The sequence below is a fragment of the Pseudomonas sp. MYb13 genome (genome assembly GCF_002980075.1).
Taxonomy (GTDB): Bacteria; Pseudomonadota; Gammaproteobacteria; order Pseudomonadales; family Pseudomonadaceae; genus Aquipseudomonas; species Aquipseudomonas lurida.
Map to the genome: position 1 here is coordinate 65875 of NZ_PCQI01000007.1, position 19565 is coordinate 85439.

12 protein-coding genes are annotated in these 19565 nt (G+C 59.3%); 8 read left to right on the forward strand and 4 right to left on the reverse strand.

Going from position 1 to position 19565, the window contains the following annotated elements; genetic code table 11:
• Window positions 1-54: 54 nt before the first annotated feature.
• Window positions 55-1551, reverse strand: coding sequence for a PAS domain S-box protein (locus tag CQ002_RS14975; RefSeq protein ID WP_034103718.1), 1497 nt, complete (start codon window positions 1549-1551; stop codon window positions 55-57).
• 196 nt (window positions 1552-1747) lie between these two features.
• Here CQ002_RS14975 and CQ002_RS14980 point away from each other — a divergent pair, with 196 nt between their 5' ends.
• Together CQ002_RS14980 and CQ002_RS14985 are read left to right on the forward strand one after the other, a co-directional pair.
• Complete coding sequence (locus CQ002_RS14980) at window positions 1748-2716, forward strand: hypothetical protein (protein WP_034103720.1); 969 nt, start codon at window positions 1748-1750, stop codon at window positions 2714-2716.
• Window positions 2717-2828: 112 nt separating this feature from the next.
• Window positions 2829-3449 carry a hypothetical protein gene (locus CQ002_RS14985; protein ID WP_069022966.1) on the forward strand — a complete coding sequence of 207 codons (621 nt, stop codon included), beginning with the start codon at window positions 2829-2831 and terminating at the stop codon, window positions 3447-3449.
• A gap of 53 nt (window positions 3450-3502) precedes the next feature.
• Here the strand turns inward: CQ002_RS14985 and CQ002_RS14990 are convergent, their stop codons facing one another.
• The 3 genes from CQ002_RS14990 to CQ002_RS15000 all read right to left on the reverse strand — a co-directional run bounded on the left by CQ002_RS14990 (window position 3503) and on the right by CQ002_RS15000 (window position 7639).
• Window positions 3503-4675, reverse strand: coding sequence for a hypothetical protein (locus CQ002_RS14990; protein WP_164651219.1), 1173 nt, complete (start codon window positions 4673-4675; stop codon window positions 3503-3505).
• A gap of 14 nt (window positions 4676-4689) precedes the next feature.
• Window positions 4690-5577 (reverse strand): nitrilase family protein, encoded by an 888-nt coding sequence (locus CQ002_RS14995; RefSeq protein ID WP_034103726.1) that lies wholly within the window; start codon window positions 5575-5577, stop codon window positions 4690-4692.
• Window positions 5578-5689: 112 nt separating this feature from the next.
• A complete protein-coding gene (locus tag CQ002_RS15000; RefSeq protein ID WP_105161963.1) occupies window positions 5690-7639 on the reverse strand; it encodes an FAD-dependent oxidoreductase in 1950 nt (649 codons plus the stop codon).
• Between the two features lie 291 nt (window positions 7640-7930).
• On the opposite strand from CQ002_RS15000, the gene CQ002_RS15005 reads away from it, so the two are divergent.
• The 6 genes from CQ002_RS15005 to CQ002_RS15035 all read left to right on the forward strand — a co-directional run bounded on the left by CQ002_RS15005 (window position 7931) and on the right by CQ002_RS15035 (window position 19565).
• On the forward strand, window positions 7931-13624 hold the full coding sequence (locus tag CQ002_RS15005; RefSeq protein WP_105161964.1) for a membrane-targeted effector domain-containing toxin: 5694 nt from the start codon (window positions 7931-7933) through the stop codon (window positions 13622-13624).
• A gap of 101 nt (window positions 13625-13725) precedes the next feature.
• A complete protein-coding gene (locus CQ002_RS15010; RefSeq protein WP_034103729.1) occupies window positions 13726-14070 on the forward strand; it encodes an FKBP-type peptidyl-prolyl cis-trans isomerase in 345 nt (114 codons plus the stop codon).
• 12 nt (window positions 14071-14082) lie between these two features.
• The gene (locus CQ002_RS15015; RefSeq protein WP_105161965.1) at window positions 14083-14682 is read left to right on the forward strand and encodes a GNAT family N-acetyltransferase; all 600 of its coding nucleotides are present in this window, start codon (window positions 14083-14085) and stop codon (window positions 14680-14682) included.
• A gap of 462 nt (window positions 14683-15144) precedes the next feature.
• The gene (gene mgtA / locus CQ002_RS15025; protein ID WP_069022976.1) at window positions 15145-17850 is read left to right on the forward strand and encodes a magnesium-translocating P-type ATPase; all 2706 of its coding nucleotides are present in this window, start codon (window positions 15145-15147) and stop codon (window positions 17848-17850) included.
• 72 nt (window positions 17851-17922) lie between these two features.
• Entirely contained in the window at window positions 17923-18639 is a 717-nt protein-coding gene (locus CQ002_RS15030) for an MgtC/SapB family protein (RefSeq protein WP_034103732.1), read from the forward strand.
• Between the two features lie 299 nt (window positions 18640-18938).
• Window positions 18939-19565 (forward strand): response regulator transcription factor, encoded by a 627-nt coding sequence (locus CQ002_RS15035; protein WP_034103734.1) that lies wholly within the window; start codon window positions 18939-18941, stop codon window positions 19563-19565.

Below are 19565 nucleotides of genomic sequence, written 5' to 3' on the forward strand. Positions count from 1 at the left end.
GCATCACGCGGGAATAAGGCGAATTTGCACTGGTCGCACTAGTGCATTTGCACTCTATTTCTTGCTTTTTACCCGCAACTCACCGGCGAACAGTCCGCGCTCACGGGCCCATACGATTGCCGCGCTGCGGCTGTGCACGCCGAGCTTGGAGTAGACCGTGGCCACATGGTTGCGCACGGTATTGGGTGCCAGTTTTAGGCGCGAGGCGATTTCCTTGTCGGCCAGGCCTTCACAGATCAAGCCCAGTACGTCGCGTTCACGGGCGGTCAGGTCGGTGAACGCCACGTTCGGCGCGTTGGGGCTGTTGACGCTTTTGGCATTGGCCAGCTTCTCGATGAGTGTCTGGCTGAACCAGGAGGCGTCCTGCATCACTTCTTCAATGGCCGCCACCAGTTCCAGTTCCGAGCGTTTGCGTTCGGTGATATTCATCATCACCAGCAGGTAGCACGGCGCGTCCTGGATGATCACGGTGTCGGCAGACACTACGCAGTCGATCACTTCACTGCCTTTCTTGCGGACCTTGAGGTCCTGGCCGTCGAGGTTGCCCGCTTTCTCCAGGGTAGCGAACAGTTGCGCGCAGGCCTGGGGGCTGTCGATGAAATTGATGTCTTCGATGGATTTTCCGATCAGCTCTTCACTGGTAAAGCCGGTGATGTTCATGAACGCTTCGTTGATATCCAGCACTTGCCGGTTGGCGGCGCTGCATACCAGGGTCGGCACCGGTGTCAGTCGGAACGACTTGGCGAAGCGCTCCTCGCTTTGGCGCAAGGCAATTTCCGCTTTGCGCCGCGGTTCCAGGTCGGTGAAGGAAAACAGCATGCAGTCTTCTTCATTCATGTCCAACGGTTGGCCGGCGACGATCACCAGTTTGCTGCCACCCTCGGGCAGGCGTAGCTCGGCCTGCATCTGCGGGATGGTCGCGCCGTCACCCAGGCGCTGGATGGCGAGGTCTTTACGCTCGGCCTGCTCCAGCACATCCAGTTCATACACCGAGCGGCCGATCACTTGGTCACGGTTGTAGCCGGTCATCTCAAGGAAGCCCTGGTTGACCTTGATGTAGCGCAGGTCGCTCAAGCGGCAGATCACCGCGGGCGCCGGGTTGGCATTGAAGGTTTTCTCGAAGCGTTGCTCGGCGCTGGCCCACTCGGTGGCGTCGCTGAGGATCAGTACCAGCAGTTCCGGTTCTCCGTGAGCGTCGCTCAGCACCAGGCTTCGCAAGCGATGCACCCAACTGCGATCTGCGTCGGCCGTGGGGGTGACCTCCACGATCACATCACTGAACTCTTCACCCGCCGCCACACGGCTGAGTGGGTAGCTGTCCAGCTGCAACGGATGGTTATTGCGATAGCGCAGCGAGAAACGCTTGGCGTACTCCTGCGTGTTGGCACCGAGCTGCTCGACCTCACTGACGCCATGCATGCTCAGCGCCGCTTCGTTGGCCCAGAGCAGGGTCTGGTCGGTCTCGGCCAGAATCACGCCGTCGGACAGCCCGGAGATGATCTGCTGCAATTGGCGGCGGTTGGTTTCTTTGGCAAGGACATCCTGGCTCATGGTTTCTCCCGGTAGACAGCACATGGGGGTACGACACCTGGGGTTGAGGATAGTGCAGAGAAAGTCGCATCGGGGGAGTGCGAATGCACCAGTTGACCTGGTGCATTTGGCCCACGACTGAACGTATGTCCTTTCGCCACACTCCCAACCATCAAGGCACTTTGCCTTGCTCTCATAACTTGTTAAGGACCTTTGTATGACCACTGTCTATGAAACCAATCGTTCGCTGTTTCGCGTGTCCTGGAGTTCGGTATTGGCCGGTAGTGCAATTGCACTGGTCACCTACCTGGTGCTGAGTGTGCTGGGCACGGCCATCGGCGCGAGTGCTGTCGACCCGATGCAGGCCGGTAACCCACTGAGCGGTTTCGGCACGGGCGCCGGGATCTGGTTGTTCGTGTCGACATTGATCGCGATTGGCGTGGGCGCCTTCGTGGCGGGGCGCACCGCGCCGGATCGCGGCGGCCTGCACGGTGTGCTGACCTGGACGGTCACCACCTTGTTGACCACGTGGTTGCTGGCGGGTTTGGCTGCCAGCGTGGTCGGTACGGCGGGTAACGTTGTGGGCAAGGGCCTGTCGGCTGCCGGCAGCGGCATTGCGGCTGCAGCGCCAGGCATCGGTAACAGCGTCAAACAACAGTTGAACGAGCAAGGCATCCAGCTGGATTGGAACAGCCTGCAAGGTGAGCTGGATACGCTGCTCAAGCAAAGTGGCAAGCCTGAATTGGACCCGGCCAACGTCGAGCAGAAGGCCGACCAGGCTGCCGCTGATGGCAAGCAATCGGCTACCGCCGCAGCGACTGATCCTGCCCAGGCGAGTGATGCCTTGAAGCAGTGGTTCGAACGCGTCAAGGCTTCCGGTGAGCCAGCACTGAATGCGGCCGACAAGGACGCACTGGTTAACATCGTTGCTGCCCGTACCGGCAAGAGCAAGGAAGAGGCCACCCAGATCGTCGACAACTATGCCCAGGCCTATCAGCAAGCCATGCAAAAGGTCGATGAGCTGAAACAACAGGCTGAACAGAAGGCTCGTGAAGCAGGTGAAGTGGCAGCCAAGCAACTGTCCCGTGCAGCCTGGAGCACCTTGGCCATGCTGCTGCTGGGTGCAGCGCTGAGCTTCTTTGTTGGTCGCCTCGCGCTGACCAACCGTCGCGTGCCGTTGGCTTGATGTTGGCTTGATAACGAAGGAGGGCGGCCAGGAGGCCGCCTTCCTTTTTTCCACCTGCCTCAATGAACGCGTAAAATGCCGACCTTTTACGTGTCTCTCGTAAAGGTGCCCCTTGAGCGCAGGCAAAGCCGTCGGACTGTTACTCCTCACTTCTCTGCTGTCGGCCTGCGGTACTTCGCCGCCACGCACGCCCAATGACATCTGCGGCATCTTCCGCGAAAAGGACGACTGGTACGACGCCGCCAAAGTCACGCAAAAGCGCTGGGGCGTGCCGATCCAGGTGCCGTTCGCCATCATGTATCAAGAGTCCGGCTTCCGACAGGACGCCTTGGCTCCACGCAAATACCTGCTGTGGATTATCCCCTGGGGCCGTGTCTCCACCGCCGCCGGCTACGCCCAGGCCAAGGACGAGGTGTGGAACGACTACCGCAAGAGCACCGGTCGCAGCGGCGCCAGCCGGCAGGACTTCGACGACGCCATCGACTTTGTCGGTTGGTACATGGACAAGACCTACACGCTCAACGGGGTCTACAAATACGACGCGTATGGCCAATACCTGAACTACCACGAAGGCTGGGGCGGCTATCGCCAACGCACCTATGCCGCGAAGGCGTGGTTGCCGCCAGTGGCCAGTAAGGTGCAGGCGCGCTCGCAGATGTACGCGGCGCAATATGCGCGGTGCAAGGATGATTTGGGGCGAGGGTTCTGGAGTCGGTTCTGGCATTGGTTATAACGAATCAGAAGCGGGTCCTACGCTGCATAGGGTGTGCAGCGTAGGAAGGGCGTTTACGCCTGGATTAACCAGCCTACCAGCGGCACTATCATCAGCGTACTCAAGGCCATTGACGTGACGTTACCTATGTACGGGTGAAAGTGCGCGGGCAAACGCCCCGCAAGCTCACAGGCCAAGGGCGGAGCGATCAGCGCCCCGAGCAGCGCACTTGAGCCCATGACTGCCCAGCTGCCACCATGGGTCAGCACCGCCGCAGGTACTACGGACACCAGCGGAACATAGGTCGGATACCAGCCTCGTTTGATCCACTGTTTTCGCCAGATCACTACACCTAACGACGATGTCAGCGCCTGCGCTACCAGTAGAGGTAAGACCAAGCCTGAGCCATAGACCGGGCTGATCGGGTTCAGAGCGTATGCCACCAATACGCCTGCTAGCAACCCTAGACTGGCGAGTTCATTCCCGAAAAATGGCGCTTCGGAAAAGTCCGCCAGCACCCGACGCAGGCTCCAGGTAATGCCGTAGACAGGGGGGCGCGCGGGTGCAGGCTTGGCGAGGGCGATGTAGTCTGAACGCACCAGCGAAGGCACACTGCGACACAGTACAAATGCGATGACGCTGCCCACGGCCATGCCTACCACGTTGCCGATCACCGCGGGCAGGCCCAGCGGTACGCACACGAAGTTCACGATCAGCAAGCACGCAGGCGTTACCAGCAATGCGCCCAACACCGCGCCGTTTACCGCAACTTTCCAGCCTCCGCCGAACATCAGCACCATTGCCGCTGGTAATGAAACGAATGCGGCAAACGTCGGTTGCCACGTTTGTGCGGTGACGCTCCAGCCCCACAGCAGATTGCTCAACAGTAGCCCTAACAGTGAACTGGTGACCAGCCAGGGCCACAGTCCCGTCCCATAGGAAATGGAAAATCCTTGCCATGTTTTACCGTGCTTGCTCGCCCACCACGCGAGGTAGGCGCCGCCCAGCAATCCAAGGGATGCAAGCTCATGCTTGTAGAAGGCTACTTCACTGATATCCCCGAGTATCCACCGTAGCCAGGCAACAGGATGAGGCAGGCTCGCGACCATCTCGGCGTAGCCCGGCCACGAGCCTTGATTGCCGAGCGCCACCCAAAATACCAGGAGCACGCTGAACAACCCCAGTATCAGGACAGTGAGGTCCACCCAGGAACGGTGGTGTCTTGTTTCGGTATTGAGCGTTTTCATGTCGTGCCCTCCGATCAGCGCGGAAGGGCAGGGTGTTGGGAGTAACCGAGCATTTGATCGTAGAGATCATTGCGTCGATCGCGTTGCAGGTCGTTGAGGCTGTTCCAGATTGGAGCACTGCGTGCGCTGGTGATATCGATGTCGGCGTACAGGATTTCCTGGCGGTTGGCCGAGGCAACCGCTCCGATCGGCCAACCATTGGTCCCGGCAATCAACGAGCATCCGAGGTAACGGGCTCCGCGTTCTTCGCCAATGCGGCTCGCTGCAGCGATAAACACGTTATTGACGTGGGCGGCGGTCATTGTCAGGTACGACGCCATGCATTTGCCGGCGTCATCGAACAGGGGAGGTGGCGTCCACACCCAGTTGTTCAGGCTGCAAATAATATCAGCGCCCTGCTGACCGAGAATGCGTGGTACCTCTGGGAACCAGATATCCCAGCAAATCAGCAAGCCAATACGGCCGATAGGTGTTTCAAATACCGGAATGCCTGTGTCGCCAGGGGTGAACCAAAGCTTTTCCAGGTTCCACAAATGCGTTTTGCGGTATTTGCCGATAAACCCGTCTGGGCCTAGCAGTACGGCCGTGTTGAATAACTGCATGCCGTCTATTTCACACAGGCCTGCCACCAGATACACCTGGCGCTCGCAAGCAAAATCTATCCAGGCCTGTACGCTGTCGCCCTCCGGAACCCGTTCGGCGTGATCAAAAGCATGTTGGCGACTGCTAAAAAAATATCCGCAATTGGTAAGCTCGGGCAACACGATCAGGTTGGCTCCACCGTTTGCAGCTTCGGTTGCCAGGGCAAGACTTTGACGCAAGTTGTTGGCCCGGTTGTGCATGCCAACCTGCGGATCAAGTTGTATGACTGCTACGCGTGCGGGGCTTGCTGGTTCGCTCATGGAGGTGACCTCTTATTGTTATACAACCGGAAATCGGCTGGGTGTTTATAAGAGGCGAGCGAGTGTTTAATTAAAAGTCAGGTGATTCCCGTTGCGTTGTAGTCTGTTTCTTTTATGGCTCTGCTTTATAGGTGGGGTAGTCCTGCATAGTAAACCCACCGTTGAAATGTGCGTGGGTATTGTTGCAGATATTGATCACGGTATCGATGGCTCCTCTGAAACAGGGTTCAGTCCAGCCAGCGTCAACGGAAAAAGACTCCCCGCACAGGTATAGGCCTGATGTAGGAGAGAAGTCCCTGTTGTATTTCAGCAGTTTCATGGCGTCGTAATAAGTGCCTGCACGGTAAAGCTTTGCGCAGCCGAGCGAATTTTTGTCGTTCATCCAACGCTGGACCACTGCCTGTTTTCGTCCGATATAGGGGGATATTTTTTCCTTTATATTTGTAGACTTCAAAAGGATTCGGTCAAGGTCCTCAATGCATTTGTCCACGAGTTCTTTATCGCTGAAGACCGACAGTTTGGTGGCATCGTCCTCCCACGTATAGCTGAGGAGAATGCAATCATAGGTGTTGGTGTTGTTGTAACGATAGGTATAAACATCATGGACAAGGCTGTCTGTCACAATGATCTGGGGAATGTTTTTGTTGTGAGAGAGAAATGACTTTTTAAGCGGAGCGTACACCTTGCAGCTGGTTTCCCAATGGGCCGATTTGTAGGCCTCCGTGATTTCGAATGGGAGCATTGCCTGGCTGAAATTCTCAATTGATATTTGTGTCTCGATCAGCCAGGAGGGAAGTGTCATTACCACTGAGTCGCAATCGATGAACGCTTTGCTGGTCCTTTCTTTTTTTGTGATGTTCCAGTCGTAGTAAACCCGTATTTTTCCGTTGTTAAGTTTTTTCAGCGTTGTCACTGCGCTGCTGGTCATTAAGCCAAACTGATCTTTCAGGAGATGTTCGTATAGAGATTCATGGGTTTCATCCGGTTTGATGAAAAGCAGGGATTCGGCCAGCGATCCAAGTCCGATGTAATTGGGTTTGTTGAATACAATGCCTCTCGAATCGACGGTCGCGGCAGCGTTTAAGTAGGGCGAGTCCATCGGCGTGCCGTCTGCGTTCACACGCCCGTGGATCAGCTGCAAATGACTGCTGAATCCGAATATTGCCGTGCGCAGCGGGTAAAGCGAGCATACGTCGTAGAAGGCTACCCAACTGCCGTCACCAATTCCGATGGAGTAGAAAACGGCGGACTCCTGTGCATTCATACCCATGCCTCCAAAGTTTCCAGGATCACCTGGCAGCCAATTTTCGATGCTCGGCATTTTGACTAGGTCACGAAAGGAAATACTTTCATATTTTCTTACTATCGAAGCCCACATCTCCTCCCAGCGCTCAGAACCATAATGCTCAGAGACGATTAAAGTCATTCGCTCGGCAAATGCTTTCCATCTTGCGAAGACGTTACCCAACGTTGGTCCCGGAGGAGGGGTTGCACCATCGGTGTTTTTCCAGATAAGCATGGTGGGTTCCGTGCTGTTGTCCATGCTTCCCTCTCGTAGATATATACCAGTAGAGCGGACTGCAGGACTGCCCGGGTTCGGGAAGTCTGAATGGCGTAGTTCGAATGCGTTGGCGTAATAGGCCATCAGCGATCGCCCCTCTTTAGGTGGCTCATTCGATTTATTGAAGAATGGCATTCTCATTGCGCCCATTTCAAAAGGTGGCCTGCCGACGCTGTTGGTATAATTATTCCCCAGTGCGGTCAGATGCCGGCCACCAATACGCTTTGACTTTTCAATCAGTGTGATGTTGTTGAACCCGCACCTGTGAAGTTCGCGCGCGGTGGTCAAGCCTGTAATGCCCGCGCCAATAATGCAGATTTTATGATCGGGTTGAGTGGCCTGGGCGATTCCGTTGGTTTGTTCTACCAAGGCGCGGTAGTCAAAACATAAGTCTGGCGGATTCGGGTACGTGGCCCTCCAGCGTTCAGGCGGAGAACGTTTCTCGCGACGATGGTGTCGGGCGATATCCGCTGGGTAGTTAAAGTCAGAGCCAATCGTCATGCTGATATTCACTTTCTAGTAATAATGGTTTCCTCACAGGTTGATGCACGCACGCTGAAGCGAAAATAAGCAGCCTGTGATTTTGGATTAGGGAATGTCGTGTTTTTTCGTAGGTGACGTGACGCGGCCAAGTTGATTAGCACATGTGATTGACCCAGCAGCTCTATTATCTTCAGTGTTGTGTGTTCCGAAAGGACTTATCAATCGCCCAGCGCCGCTATCTATCTAACACCGTCCGTCCCTGGCGCTCTCCATGCTGATGCTTCTTTCATCGACATGGACCCACTCCCCATGAGCACCGTCATACCCCCGGCACCTGCCCCTTCGTTCAGCGAAATCAAGGGCTACCTGAACCTGATTGGTCATCACCTGTTTGAGCAACCTGCACCGCTGCTGCCCCAGCAATCGGCGAGCGCGGAGCAGTTGTATTTGCAGGGTTTGAACGACAAGTTGCGCGCCCACAACCAGGTGCTTGCTGCACGCCTTCGCGAGTTGTACCAGGCCCTGGAACAGGCTGACCTGCAACACGCCGACGGCAAGGCATTGCTGGCACGACTGCGCAGCGGGTTGAACGCGCAGGTGCAGGCGCTGCTTGAGCGCAGCGTCATCGACGGCAAAGGGCTACGCAGTTTTAGCAGCCACGACGCCGGCATCCGCGCATTTGAAAACGAGGCCCGGCGTGACCTCGCCGACCGTTTGCTGCACCCCGAGATGGCTCGGCTGGTCACGAATGTTTCCCTGGGGCCGGCGTTTCGTCCCGGGGTGTATGCGTTGACATTTGCCTACCAGTACCAACCCGTAGCGTTCGCCGGCGCGTTCGTGCTGACGGTGCGCAACAGCCCCGTGGTGACCTCGCTGACCGGTGACGACGCGGTGGGCAATGTGTTGCTGTTCCACCCATTACGGGGCATCGAGGTGTTCGATTCGCTGGCCGGACTCGACCGTTACCTGCGGGGTTCCATGGACAGCGCTGCGGCTCGAGCCGAATACCTGGCGTTGTTGCCCAGGCGCTATCAATCCCTTGGTCCGGCCGGTATCTGGCCGCTGACGTTGACGCCAATCACCGGGGAGCCGCTTTTCGAGCATGTCTTCGACGCGCTCAAGGCCAAGCGCGAACAGGACATCGAGTGGGCCCTCGACCTGGTCGACAACCCCGGACGCAGCGCGCGTGAAGTGGTGGCCGACCTTGACCTCGCCATCCAGTCGACATTACCCGACCTTGGGCCACGCCTGGCCTTGCATGCCCAGCGCTTGCTCGACCGCTGCCTGCGCTACAGTGCGCCCGATTGGTATCGCAGCGCCGACGCCCAGCGGCGTGGCACCCTGGCCGAGTTGCTGAGGCGCTATGACCAGGCGCGGGCCCACGTGATCAACCTGATGGGGCCGGCCGCCACGCCGCCTGCCCTGGCCCGTTATCAGCTGATCGAGCAACTGGCTGAAGACCTGGATATCCACGACCTGGACCCGGACCGATTGCAGGTCAGTACACGGCGTACCGTCGCGGGCGTGGGTGATTATGAGCAGTCGCCAAGCCTGAGCCTGCTGGCGCTGCGTGGCTTGCACGCAGGCGACGAAACGCCAGGCTCGGCCTTTTTGACCAAGACCACGCTGACCTATGACCGAGCGCCGTTGAGCAGCGACTATCAGGACCTGACCCCGACCTACCTCGCGACTTTGCTGGGCCGCCTGCAACCGCGCCTGGACTTTGCCGCGGTGCAGCGCGACAGCCACACCAGCCCCGTGGTCAAGCAGGCCATTGAGTCGATGCTGGAGCACCGCCTTTGTGCCCTGGCGTATACCGCCCTGCTGCAAAACCACCTGGGCGAGGGCGACTATGCGTTGATCCAGGCGTTGCGCCAGGGCACCGGTCAATACTTGAGTGCCGCGACCGTGTCGTACCATGAAGCGCAGCTCAACGGCTTCTGGCTGTTGCGCCAGACGGACGCTGACGGTGGGACCCAGCGTCTGCTGCTGTGCACACCCCAAGCGCCTGTCGCGCAGCAGTTCCTGGCATTCGACAACGAGGCCAGCTGCAAGGCGCACTTGCTGGGCTGGTGCATGAACCCCGCGATGAAGGATTACGTCATCAGTACGCTCGCGCTGCGTTTTCGCCCGGCCATGCACAAGATCCTCGCCGGCCTGAGCTTCATGCCTCATGCCCAGGAGCACCACAAGGTCAGCTTCACGTTCGCGCCTGACTACGCCGCCAGCCTCAAGGCCATGGCCCAGCACCTGCTGGCCACACGCGACGATGATCGCAACTTCGCCACCCCCCTGTGGTACCGCTCGGCCAGCCTGGCACAGCGCCAGGCGCTCACCACCCTGGCGCAGGACACCGAGGGCGCCTTGCGCGCGTACAACGCCCACCCGCAGTCCCCGTCGCAGTTCCCCAGCTTTGCGACGTTTGTGCACGGGCAAGCCAAGGCGCGCTTGAACGCGCTGCTGGGGCAGCAGGACGTCGACCCCGACACCGTATGGGCCCATTACCCCCAGGCGTTCCCGGGCCTGACAACGCCGCCGTCCATGACGTATACGCAGCTGTACCGCGACGGTTACCAAGACAATGTGGGTTTCCTGGACCCCAAGTTTGAGACCTCGGCCACTTTCACCGGGCCTGTGGGTGTCGACCTCAGCCGTCTCACGCCCGAGGCCGTTGCCCGCTCGGTGCGCGGTGTGTGGGTCGGCCAGCGTTATGCCGACGAAGTGCGCGGAAAATTGCAGAGCCCGGGCAGCCCTGGCTATGGATTCAGGCGTGATGCAACACTGGCGATCAGCCAATTGCAGATGCGCAATGCAGCACTGGAATCACGCCTGCAGGGCCACATCGCCCAGGCGGATTTCGAATGGCTCGATACCTGCCTGCAGAACCTGGGCAATGCCTCGGCCCAGGTGCGTGAAAGCTATCAGGTGCATCGGCTGTTCGTGGACGGCGACTGGGTGATCGACACCTTCTTGTTCAAGCGTGGGCATGACCCGGTGCTGCTGTACACGCCTAACGCGCCCGATGGTGTTGCGTTTCGCGAAGCGCGGCTGTTCAACTATATGTTGAAGCATGTGGATGGCATGGTCGGCTATTTCGCCGAGCGCGTGGGCATGCAGTCAAAGGTGCGTGTGCGGGCGTTTCTGGAGAACGCCAGACAGCAACTGCCGCAGACACTTGATCGCACCCATCCCAGCCCTGGCCGGCATGATCCGATCCGTCGCGAGACGGTGCTGCTCAACCTGCGCCAGGCGCTGTACGACGCCAAGCTGCAGCGCAAGATCGACGATGTGGAAGCCACCACCGTCAACCGCACGCAGATGATCATGGACGTGGTGTGGGCTGTTATCGAACCGCTCGTTGCCATCGCCACCGCGCCTTATCCGGTGCTGAGCCTGAGCCTGGGCATGCTGTTGGCTTTCAAGGATGGCATGCTCGCGCTGCATGCGTATAACCAGGGGCAGATGGGCGAAGCGTTCGGGCATTACCTTGGCTACCTGCTCAATAGCGCTGGCGCGGTATTTACCGATTTGCGCCCGGCGCTCAGCATGCCCTGGGGCAAGCCGATGCGTCCGCTGTTGCACACGGCATCGCAGGAACAGGCGCTGTCGTTGGTCAGGCAATTGCACACCCCGGCAACTGCCATCGATGATCTGCAGGCCGTGTTGTTCCAGGGCCAGGCGTTGTGGACCACCAAACAGCCTGACGCCCTCGGGCGTTTCCTGCTATTGAGGCATGACCCGCTGACCGGGCGTTGGCAGTCCACCGGACGGCTGGCGATTCGGGATACCCAAGGCCGTTGGGTGCGCAGCGGCGTCACGGGCGGTGCGCCCAAATATGAAAAGCTCCCCGTCGTCGCGGCGCCATTGCAGCGCTACGAAGCCCCACCGGCACTGTTGAAAGACCTTGAATACGTGGTGAGCCCCAACGCAGTGGCGACGTCCGTTGCGGGCATCGCCGATAATTTTGGGGCGGACAGTGGCAGGAGCGTCATCGCCAAAAATCTCTCCCACTTGCGAGAGCCCTACGCCGAGGCGGTGGCCAACCTGGCCCTGGATGCGAAAGCCCACTTCGATGCCCTGGCGCCGCTCGTCCCGCGTGCCGATGTGTTGAGCTTTGACAGTAATACCCTGGCGCCGGTCGTGCTGCAGCGGCTGCTTAGCGAAAGCAAAGGGTTGATCGTCGGGGCGAGCGTTGACTCCATCGCCAGCAAGCAGCTGTTGATCCAGCAGATGCGAACCCTGTATGAGCAAGGCGTGCGGCGCCTGTATATCGAGTTCCTGCCTGCCGACGTATTCCGCGCCAAGCTGGATAAACTGAAAACCGCCAAGGTATCCAAGACCATCGACCAGCACCTCAAGGCAGTCGACAAGGCCATGGCGACCCCCGCAGACAGCCCCTATTCCTACCGAGCACTGGTGCTGGCGGCGCGCGAGCACGGCATCGAGGTCAAGGCGCTGGACGCGTCCACGTCCTACTTCCTGGATGACGCGTTGTCCGCAGGGGCCACGTCGGTGCTGACGCCACGTGAAAACCGCTTGCGTAATTTCTACTCCCACAAGGTGATCGCCAACGACGTGGCGGCCAGCCCCGACGACAGTTGGGTGGCCTTGGTGGATCATCGCCGGATGAATACTCACGACCAGGTGCCTGGCTTGGCAGAGTTGCACAATACTGTCAGCTTGCGAGTCGAGGACGTGGGTGCCGGCTCGCCGACAGGCGTCTGGAAGGACACGCCTGGCGCTATTGCGGGCGACTCCATGGCCAAGGCTGACTTCAAGATTAGCCTACAGACCGCTTACTCCAAGTCCACGTCGCAGGTGCTGGCACCCGCGGCTCAGCACAGCTATAGCGCGTTTGAAATTCCCGCCGAAATGCGTGATGCGGTGATCAGGCTCAAAGATACGGCGAAAGGTCTGGATTCCCGTTACTTTCCAGGTGACCCAGAACTTCGACCGGCCTATAGCGTCTTCCAGCAAACCCGCGAAAAGCTTGATGCTGCTGCTACCGCCCACTTCAAAGACTACGTGCCACCGGCCAAGCCGGTACAGCCGCTTTTGTCTCCTGGCCTGACCGCGCGTGAGTTCTTCGAGCGCGCATACGCACAGTCAAACGGGGTGTTGATTGGCGAAGCGCACAGCGGGCGGTCCAGCAAAGCGTTGTTGATCAAGGAACTGAAGGCCATGAAGGTCAAGACGCTCTACGTTGAACACCTGTTCACGGACCTGCATCAAGCGGACCTGGATGCCCTGTATCGCGGAGCGCCGATGTCCAGGGCACTCAAGGACTACCTGCGGATACAGGACCGCGGGCATATGCTGGGTTACGACGGCCCGCACACGTATACGGCGCTGATAGAAACCGCCGCCAAATATAAGATCCGCCTCCACGCGCTGGATTGCCTGGCCAGTTACCGCGTCGAAGGCATGCAGAACAAAGCGCAGTCCCGCGCGACAATGTTCAGCTACTTCGCCAACGAAGTCATTACCCAGGACCAGCTTGCACATGGCCCTCATCGCTGGGCGGCGTTGGTGGGCAACAGCCATACCGACACCTACCTGGGTATTCCGGGAGTGGCCAATATGCAGGGTGCTATCAGCCTGCATGTCAACGATGTGGCTCTCAGCCAGCCTGTTGGCCTGCGGGCTGGTCGGTGGGAAACGGCCCATAAAGCCATGCGTCCCGATGAGTGGGTAGCACTGCGCAGCGACTTTGCGCTCGACGTTGCGGTGGCCGGACACAAACCACCGGACGCGTTCACGCCTGCGGATCGGTCACGCCTCACTCAAACCGGCTACTTCCTGATTGACCGACCGACGCCTGCCCAGACCTTGCTCATTCATCGTTCGCGCACGGGTGAGATCGTTACCACACCTATTCAAGTGGACGAAACCGGGCGCTTTTTCGTCGATCGTTGGGAGCCGCTCAGGAGTGAGCGGTATGTCTATCAGTATCAGTTGATCCATGCCTTGCAGGAGTTTATGGGGCTACGCCCCGCGCCTTGATAGCCACCAAGCCCCGACCGTCCTGCGGTCGGGGCTTTTTACTTGCCAAACCCGATTGATTCTGGGAAAACGCCAACCTTCAAGTATTCAGTGAGCACCCCATGAGCAACGAAGAGCTGCAGATCACCGACGTCCGCCTGGGTACCGGCAAAACTGTGGTCAAGGGCGCGCTGATCACCACCCAGTACACCGGCACCCTGGAAGACGGCACGGTGTTCGACTCGTCCTGGGAGCGGGGCAAGCCGTTCCAGTGTGTGATTGGCACCGGACGGGTTATCAAGGGCTGGGACCAGGGGTTGATGGGCATGCAGGTAGGCGGCGTGCGCACCCTGTTCGTACCGGCGCATTTGGCATATGGCGAGCGGTCGATGGGCGCGCATATCAAGCCCAATAGCAATCTGCGTTTTGAGATTGAGCTGTTGGAAGTGCTGACCCGAGACGATTGAGAGGGGGTCATCATGGACGTTGATTCAGGCGGATTGCCCAGATGTTCCGTTGCGGGTATTCAGGTCAAGGAGCTGGGTGGTCGCGATGAGGCCCAGTTGCAGCGTTTTTTTGAGCGGGCGCCAGATTACTTCATCGCGGTGAACGGTGAGCCAGCCACGCCGACTGAAGCGCGGGAGGAATTGCTGGGGCAACTGCCCCCGGGGTGGGCCTGCCGGCGGATGTATTGGCTGGGTTACCGCGACCTGGACAATCAATTGGTTGCGGTGGTGAACATCGCGGCGGATGTGCTGGCGGTTGGTGTCTGGCATATCGGCCTGTTGCTGGTGGATGCGCGTTTGCATGGCACTGGGTTGGCGCAGCAGCTGCATGCTGATCTTGAGGCGTGGGCTGTACGCAACGGGGCCCAATGGCTGCGCTTGACGGTGGTCATCGGCAATACCAAGGCCGAACGCTTCTGGCCCAGGCTTGGCTATGTGCAAGTGCGTACCCGTGAGGGCATTACGATGGGCCGGCAGGTGAACAGGGTGTCGATTCAGGTCAAGGCGCTGGTCGGTGAGCAACTTGATGAGTACCTGCAGCGCGTCGAGCGCGATCGACCCGCGATGCCATAGCGCGGCTGTACAGCAGCTGCAGGCCCCCAGACGTGTCTTCCTGAACCCATCCTGAAGATTCTTCTTATTCCCCATACGGAAACTTTCCTACGGTTTACTCTCCTGTCATCGGGGCGTAAGCTTCGCGCGTTTTCATCAATAGCGGAGACCCTCAGTGGGTACTTGTTCGAGCGACAGTAGTCGGCCGGTTTCGGTAACCGGCACAGGCTTGGCAAGGTAACGCGCATTTTCTCGATGCCGTTGTCTCGCCACTAAACGCGAGAAGCGGCATCCCGGCAGCAGCCAATCCTGGCGCCTGCCCGAATCCCTCTCATCGACGCTGACCAGCACCTGACTCACCTCGGGATGCTACGGACGCGCCTGCCTTTTACGGCAGGCGGGCCAAGCCGGCTGTGCCTTTAAAACGGGCGCGGTGCGCACGGCGGTACCTGCACGAGCGTTTCCTCGCGCAGGAGTAACACCATGAACCTCACTCTGTTGAAAGAGTTCTTCGCCGGCTTCCTGCGGACCCGGCACATCGCCCGGCATTTCCGTCGCCTGGCGATGCTCGACACCGTGGCCGACGCCAGCGTCAGCCGCGAAGTACCACCGACCCTGGCGCAAACCCTGGTGGTCTCGGCCAACAGCAGTAGCGTGCAATTGCTCGGCACCCTGGGCAGCCACTCCGAAGGCTTGAGCACCCAGGAAGCCGATGCGCTTCGCGTTCAATACGGCCTCAACGAAGTCGAGCATGAGCAGCCGCTGCCAGGGTGGGTTCACCTGTGGCATTGCTACAAGAACCCGTTCAACCTGCTGCTGACCTTGCTGGCGGTGATCTCCTGGCTGACCGAAGACATGAAGGCCGCCACCGTGATTTTCTCCATGGTGGTGCTGTCGACGCTGCTGCGATTCTGGCAAGAGGCCAAATCGAACAAGGCCGCCGATGCGCTCAAGGCCATGGTGAGCAACACCGCCACGGTGCTGCGTCGTGACGCAGCCAAGCGCATCGAACTGCCGATCAAGCAATTGGTGCCGGGCGACCTGATCGTCCTGTCGGCAGGCGACATGATCCCCGCCGACTGCCGCGTGCTCAGCGCCAAGGACCTGTTCGTCAGCCAGGCGGCGATGACCGGCGAATCGATGCCGGTGGAGAAGTTCGCCCAGCAGCAGGATGCCAACACCCGCAACCCGCTGGACCTGGAAAACATCCTGTTCATGGGCACCAACGTGGTGTCCGGCGCCGCGACGGCGGTGATCCTGACGACCGGCAACAGCACCTATTTCGGCGCCCTGGCCCAGCGCGTGACCGCCACCGATCGTGCGACGACCTCGTTCCAGCATGGCGTCAACAAGGTCAGCTGGTTGCTCATCCGCTTCATGTTCGTGATGGCGCCGCTGGTGCTGTTCATCAACGGGTTCACCAAGGGGGACTGGACCGAAGCGCTGCTGTTCGCCCTGTCGATCGCCGTGGGCCTGACCCCGGAAATGCTGCCGATGATCGTCACCTCGACGCTGGCCAAGGGCGCGGTGTTTCTCTCGCGCAAAAAAGTCATCGTCAAGCGCCTGGACGCGATCCAGAACTTCGGCGCCATGGACGTGCTGTGCACCGACAAGACCGGCACCCTGACCCAGGACAGGATTTTCCTGGCGCGGCATGTGGACGTGTGGGGTGAAGAGTCCGACGACGTATTGGAAATGGCCTACCTCAACAGCTACTACCAGACAGGCCTGAAAAACCTGCTGGACGTGGCGGTGCTGGAGCACGTGGAGGTGCATCGCGAGCTGAAGGTCGGCACCGCCTTCCAGAAGGTCGATGAGATCCCATTCGACTTCAATCGCCGCCGCATGTCCGTCGTGGTCGCCGAGCAAGGCCAGCCGCACCTGTTGATCTGCAAGGGGGCGGTGGAAGAAATTCTGTCGGTGTGCAACAACGTGCGCCATGGCGACGTCAACGAAGCGTTGACCGAAGACCTGCTGGCTCGTATTCGCCAGGTCACCGCTGCGTTCAATGAAGAAGGCCTGCGTGTGGTCGCCGTGGCCGCGCAACCGATGACACCAGGGCGTGACACCTACAGCCTGGCGGATGAGAACAACCTCACACTGATCGGCTACGTAGCCTTCCTTGACCCGCCAAAGGAAAGCACTGCGCCTGCTCTCAAGGCGCTCAAGGCCCACGGCGTCGCGGTTAAAGTGCTGACCGGTGACAACGAACTGGTGACTGCCAAGATCTGCCGCGAAGTGGGCCTGGAGCAACAAGGCCTGCTGATGGGCAACGACATCGAGGACATGACCGATGCCGAACTGGCCACGGCCGTGGAAACCACCAATGTGTTCGCCAAGCTGACGCCGTCCCATAAGGAGCGCATCGTGCGCCTGCTCAAGGCCAATGGGCATGTGGTGGGGTTCATGGGCGATGGCATCAATGACGCGCCGGCGCTGCGTACCGCCGATATCGGCATTTCGGTGGACAGCGCGGTGGACATCGCCAAGGAAGCCGCCGACATCATCCTGCTGGAAAAGAGCCTGATGATCCTGGAGGAGGGCGTGCTGGAAGGCCGGCGCACCTTCGCCAACATGCTCAAGTACATCAAGATGACCGCCAGTTCCAACTTCGGCAACGTGTTCTCGGTGCTGGTGGCCAGTGCGTTTATCCCGTTCTTGCCGATGCTGCCGATGCATCTGTTGGTGCAAAACCTGCTGTACGACATTTCGCAGATTGCGATTCCGTTCGATAACGTCGATGCCGAGATGCTCGCCAAACCGCAACGTTGGCAGCCCGGCGACGTGGGGCGATTCATGCTGTTTTTCGGGCCGATCAGTTCGATCTTTGACATCACCACGTTCGCACTCATGTGGTATGTCTTCGATGCCAACACCCCCGACCACCAGACCCTGTTCCAGTCCGGCTGGTTCGTGGTGGGGCTGCTGACGCAGACACTGATCGTGCACATGATCCGCACCCCGAAAATCCCGTTCCTGCAGAGCCGTGCGGCGATGCCGTTGATGGTGATGACCGGTGTGATCATGGCCGTGGGGATTTTCTTGCCGATGGGGCCGCTGGCGCATTACTTCAAATTGCAGGCGCTGCCGTCGCTGTACTTTGTGTTCCTGCCGGTGATCCTGCTGGCGTACATGGCCCTGACCCAGGCGGTGAAGGGCTACTACATCCGTAAGTTTGGCTGGCAGTAACAAGGCCCCTTGCAGGCGCCGGCTTGCTGGCAAGCCAGCGCCCAGAAGAGGCAGTGGCCAAGGAGATTTTTTATGCAAGCAATCGACAACATCAACCTCAATTCCCTGATCGATACGCTGGTCAGCCTCAGCGCGGCCTTTATCCTCGGTGGCCTGATCGGTTTCGAGCGCCAGTACCGCCAGCGCACGGCGGGCCTGCGGACGAACGTGCTGGTGGCGGTGGGCGCGGCGATTTTCGTCGACATGGCCAATCGTCTCGGTGGCGCGGAAGGCGCGGTGCGGGTGGTCGCGTATGTGGTGTCGGGTATCGGTTTTCTCGGTGCCGGCGTGATCATGCGTGAAGAAGGCAATGTGCGCGGGCTCAATACGGCGGCCACGCTCTGGGCGTCGGCAGCGGTGGGGGCCTGCGCGGGCGCCGACCTGATCCTTGAAGCGCTGCTGGGCACGTTGTTCGTGCTCGCGGCCAACACCTTGCTGCGGCCAATCGTCAATAACATCAACCGCCAGCCGCTGGATGTGGTGTCGGCAGAGGTCACCAACATCCTGTATGTGATCGCCCGGCGTACCCAGCAAAAAGCCGTACTGGCCTTGCTGGAGGCTGAACTGGCACGGTGCAACTACCCGGCCAGCGATGTCGACGTGCGCCCCTTCGGCACGGAGGAGGTGGAAATCGAAGCCACCCTGGCCGTGACCTCGGTCGACGGTGACGAGTTGGACGCACTGGTGGCGCGTATCTCAATGTCGACCCTGGTGGTGCAGGCATTCTGGAGCCCGAGTACCACCGAGTAGTCCCCGGCTGTCAGGCGATGTTCCGAGCAAAGCTGACTATGCTATTGCAAGGAAAAGTCCTACAGGCATTCAAGACTATCCCTTCATTTGGTTAGACACGCTGTTGTTAAGGTTGCGCGCTTGCGCCTCAGAAACAAGGGCGCAGCGCTATGTGTTTACCGTGCTTTATCAAAAGGAGGGACCTTGGCTGCCTGGCGCGTCGCGCAGAATATTCAGTACCGTTTGTCGGGACTGTCACTTTTCACAGGTAGATAGGTCCCGTGTGATATGTAAGCGTACTGATCCCTTGGGGGAGTCTTATGAGCAAAGCTTTAATTGTGGATGATCACCCTTTTATACGCGCTACTGTGAAGTACCTATTGAAGCAGGAAGGTTTCGTTGAAATCTTTGAAGCAGGTAACGGCGCCGATGCCATGCAGATTGCGCGTGAAGAGCGCCCGGATCTGGTCATCCTCGACCTGGCAATGCCCAAGCTCGGCGGGCTGGAGGTGATCAGCCGGATCAAGGCGCTGGAACTGCATTGCAAGATCCTGGTGCTGACCTCCTACCTTGCCGTGTTCTTCTCCACCCGCTGCATGCGCGCCGGGGCCATGGGCTTTGTTGCCAAGACGGGTGAGCTTGACGAGTTGCAGAAGGCGATCAGGGCGATCAGGTCCGGTTACAGTTGCTTCCCCAGCGTGGCGACCAGTTCTGTGCGCCGCGACGATTTGCAGACCACCGAGCAAGAACTGGTGGATTCATTGTCAGACCGCGAACTGACGGTGTTGCAAAAACTGGCCTTGGGCCTTGGCAACAAGGAAATTGCCGAGGACATGCTGTTGAGCCACAAGACCATCAGCACTTACAAGACGCGGCTCAAGGAGAAACTGCGGATGTCCTCGGTCGTGCACCTGTCCAAGTTCGCCCAGCGCAACCACCTGATTTGA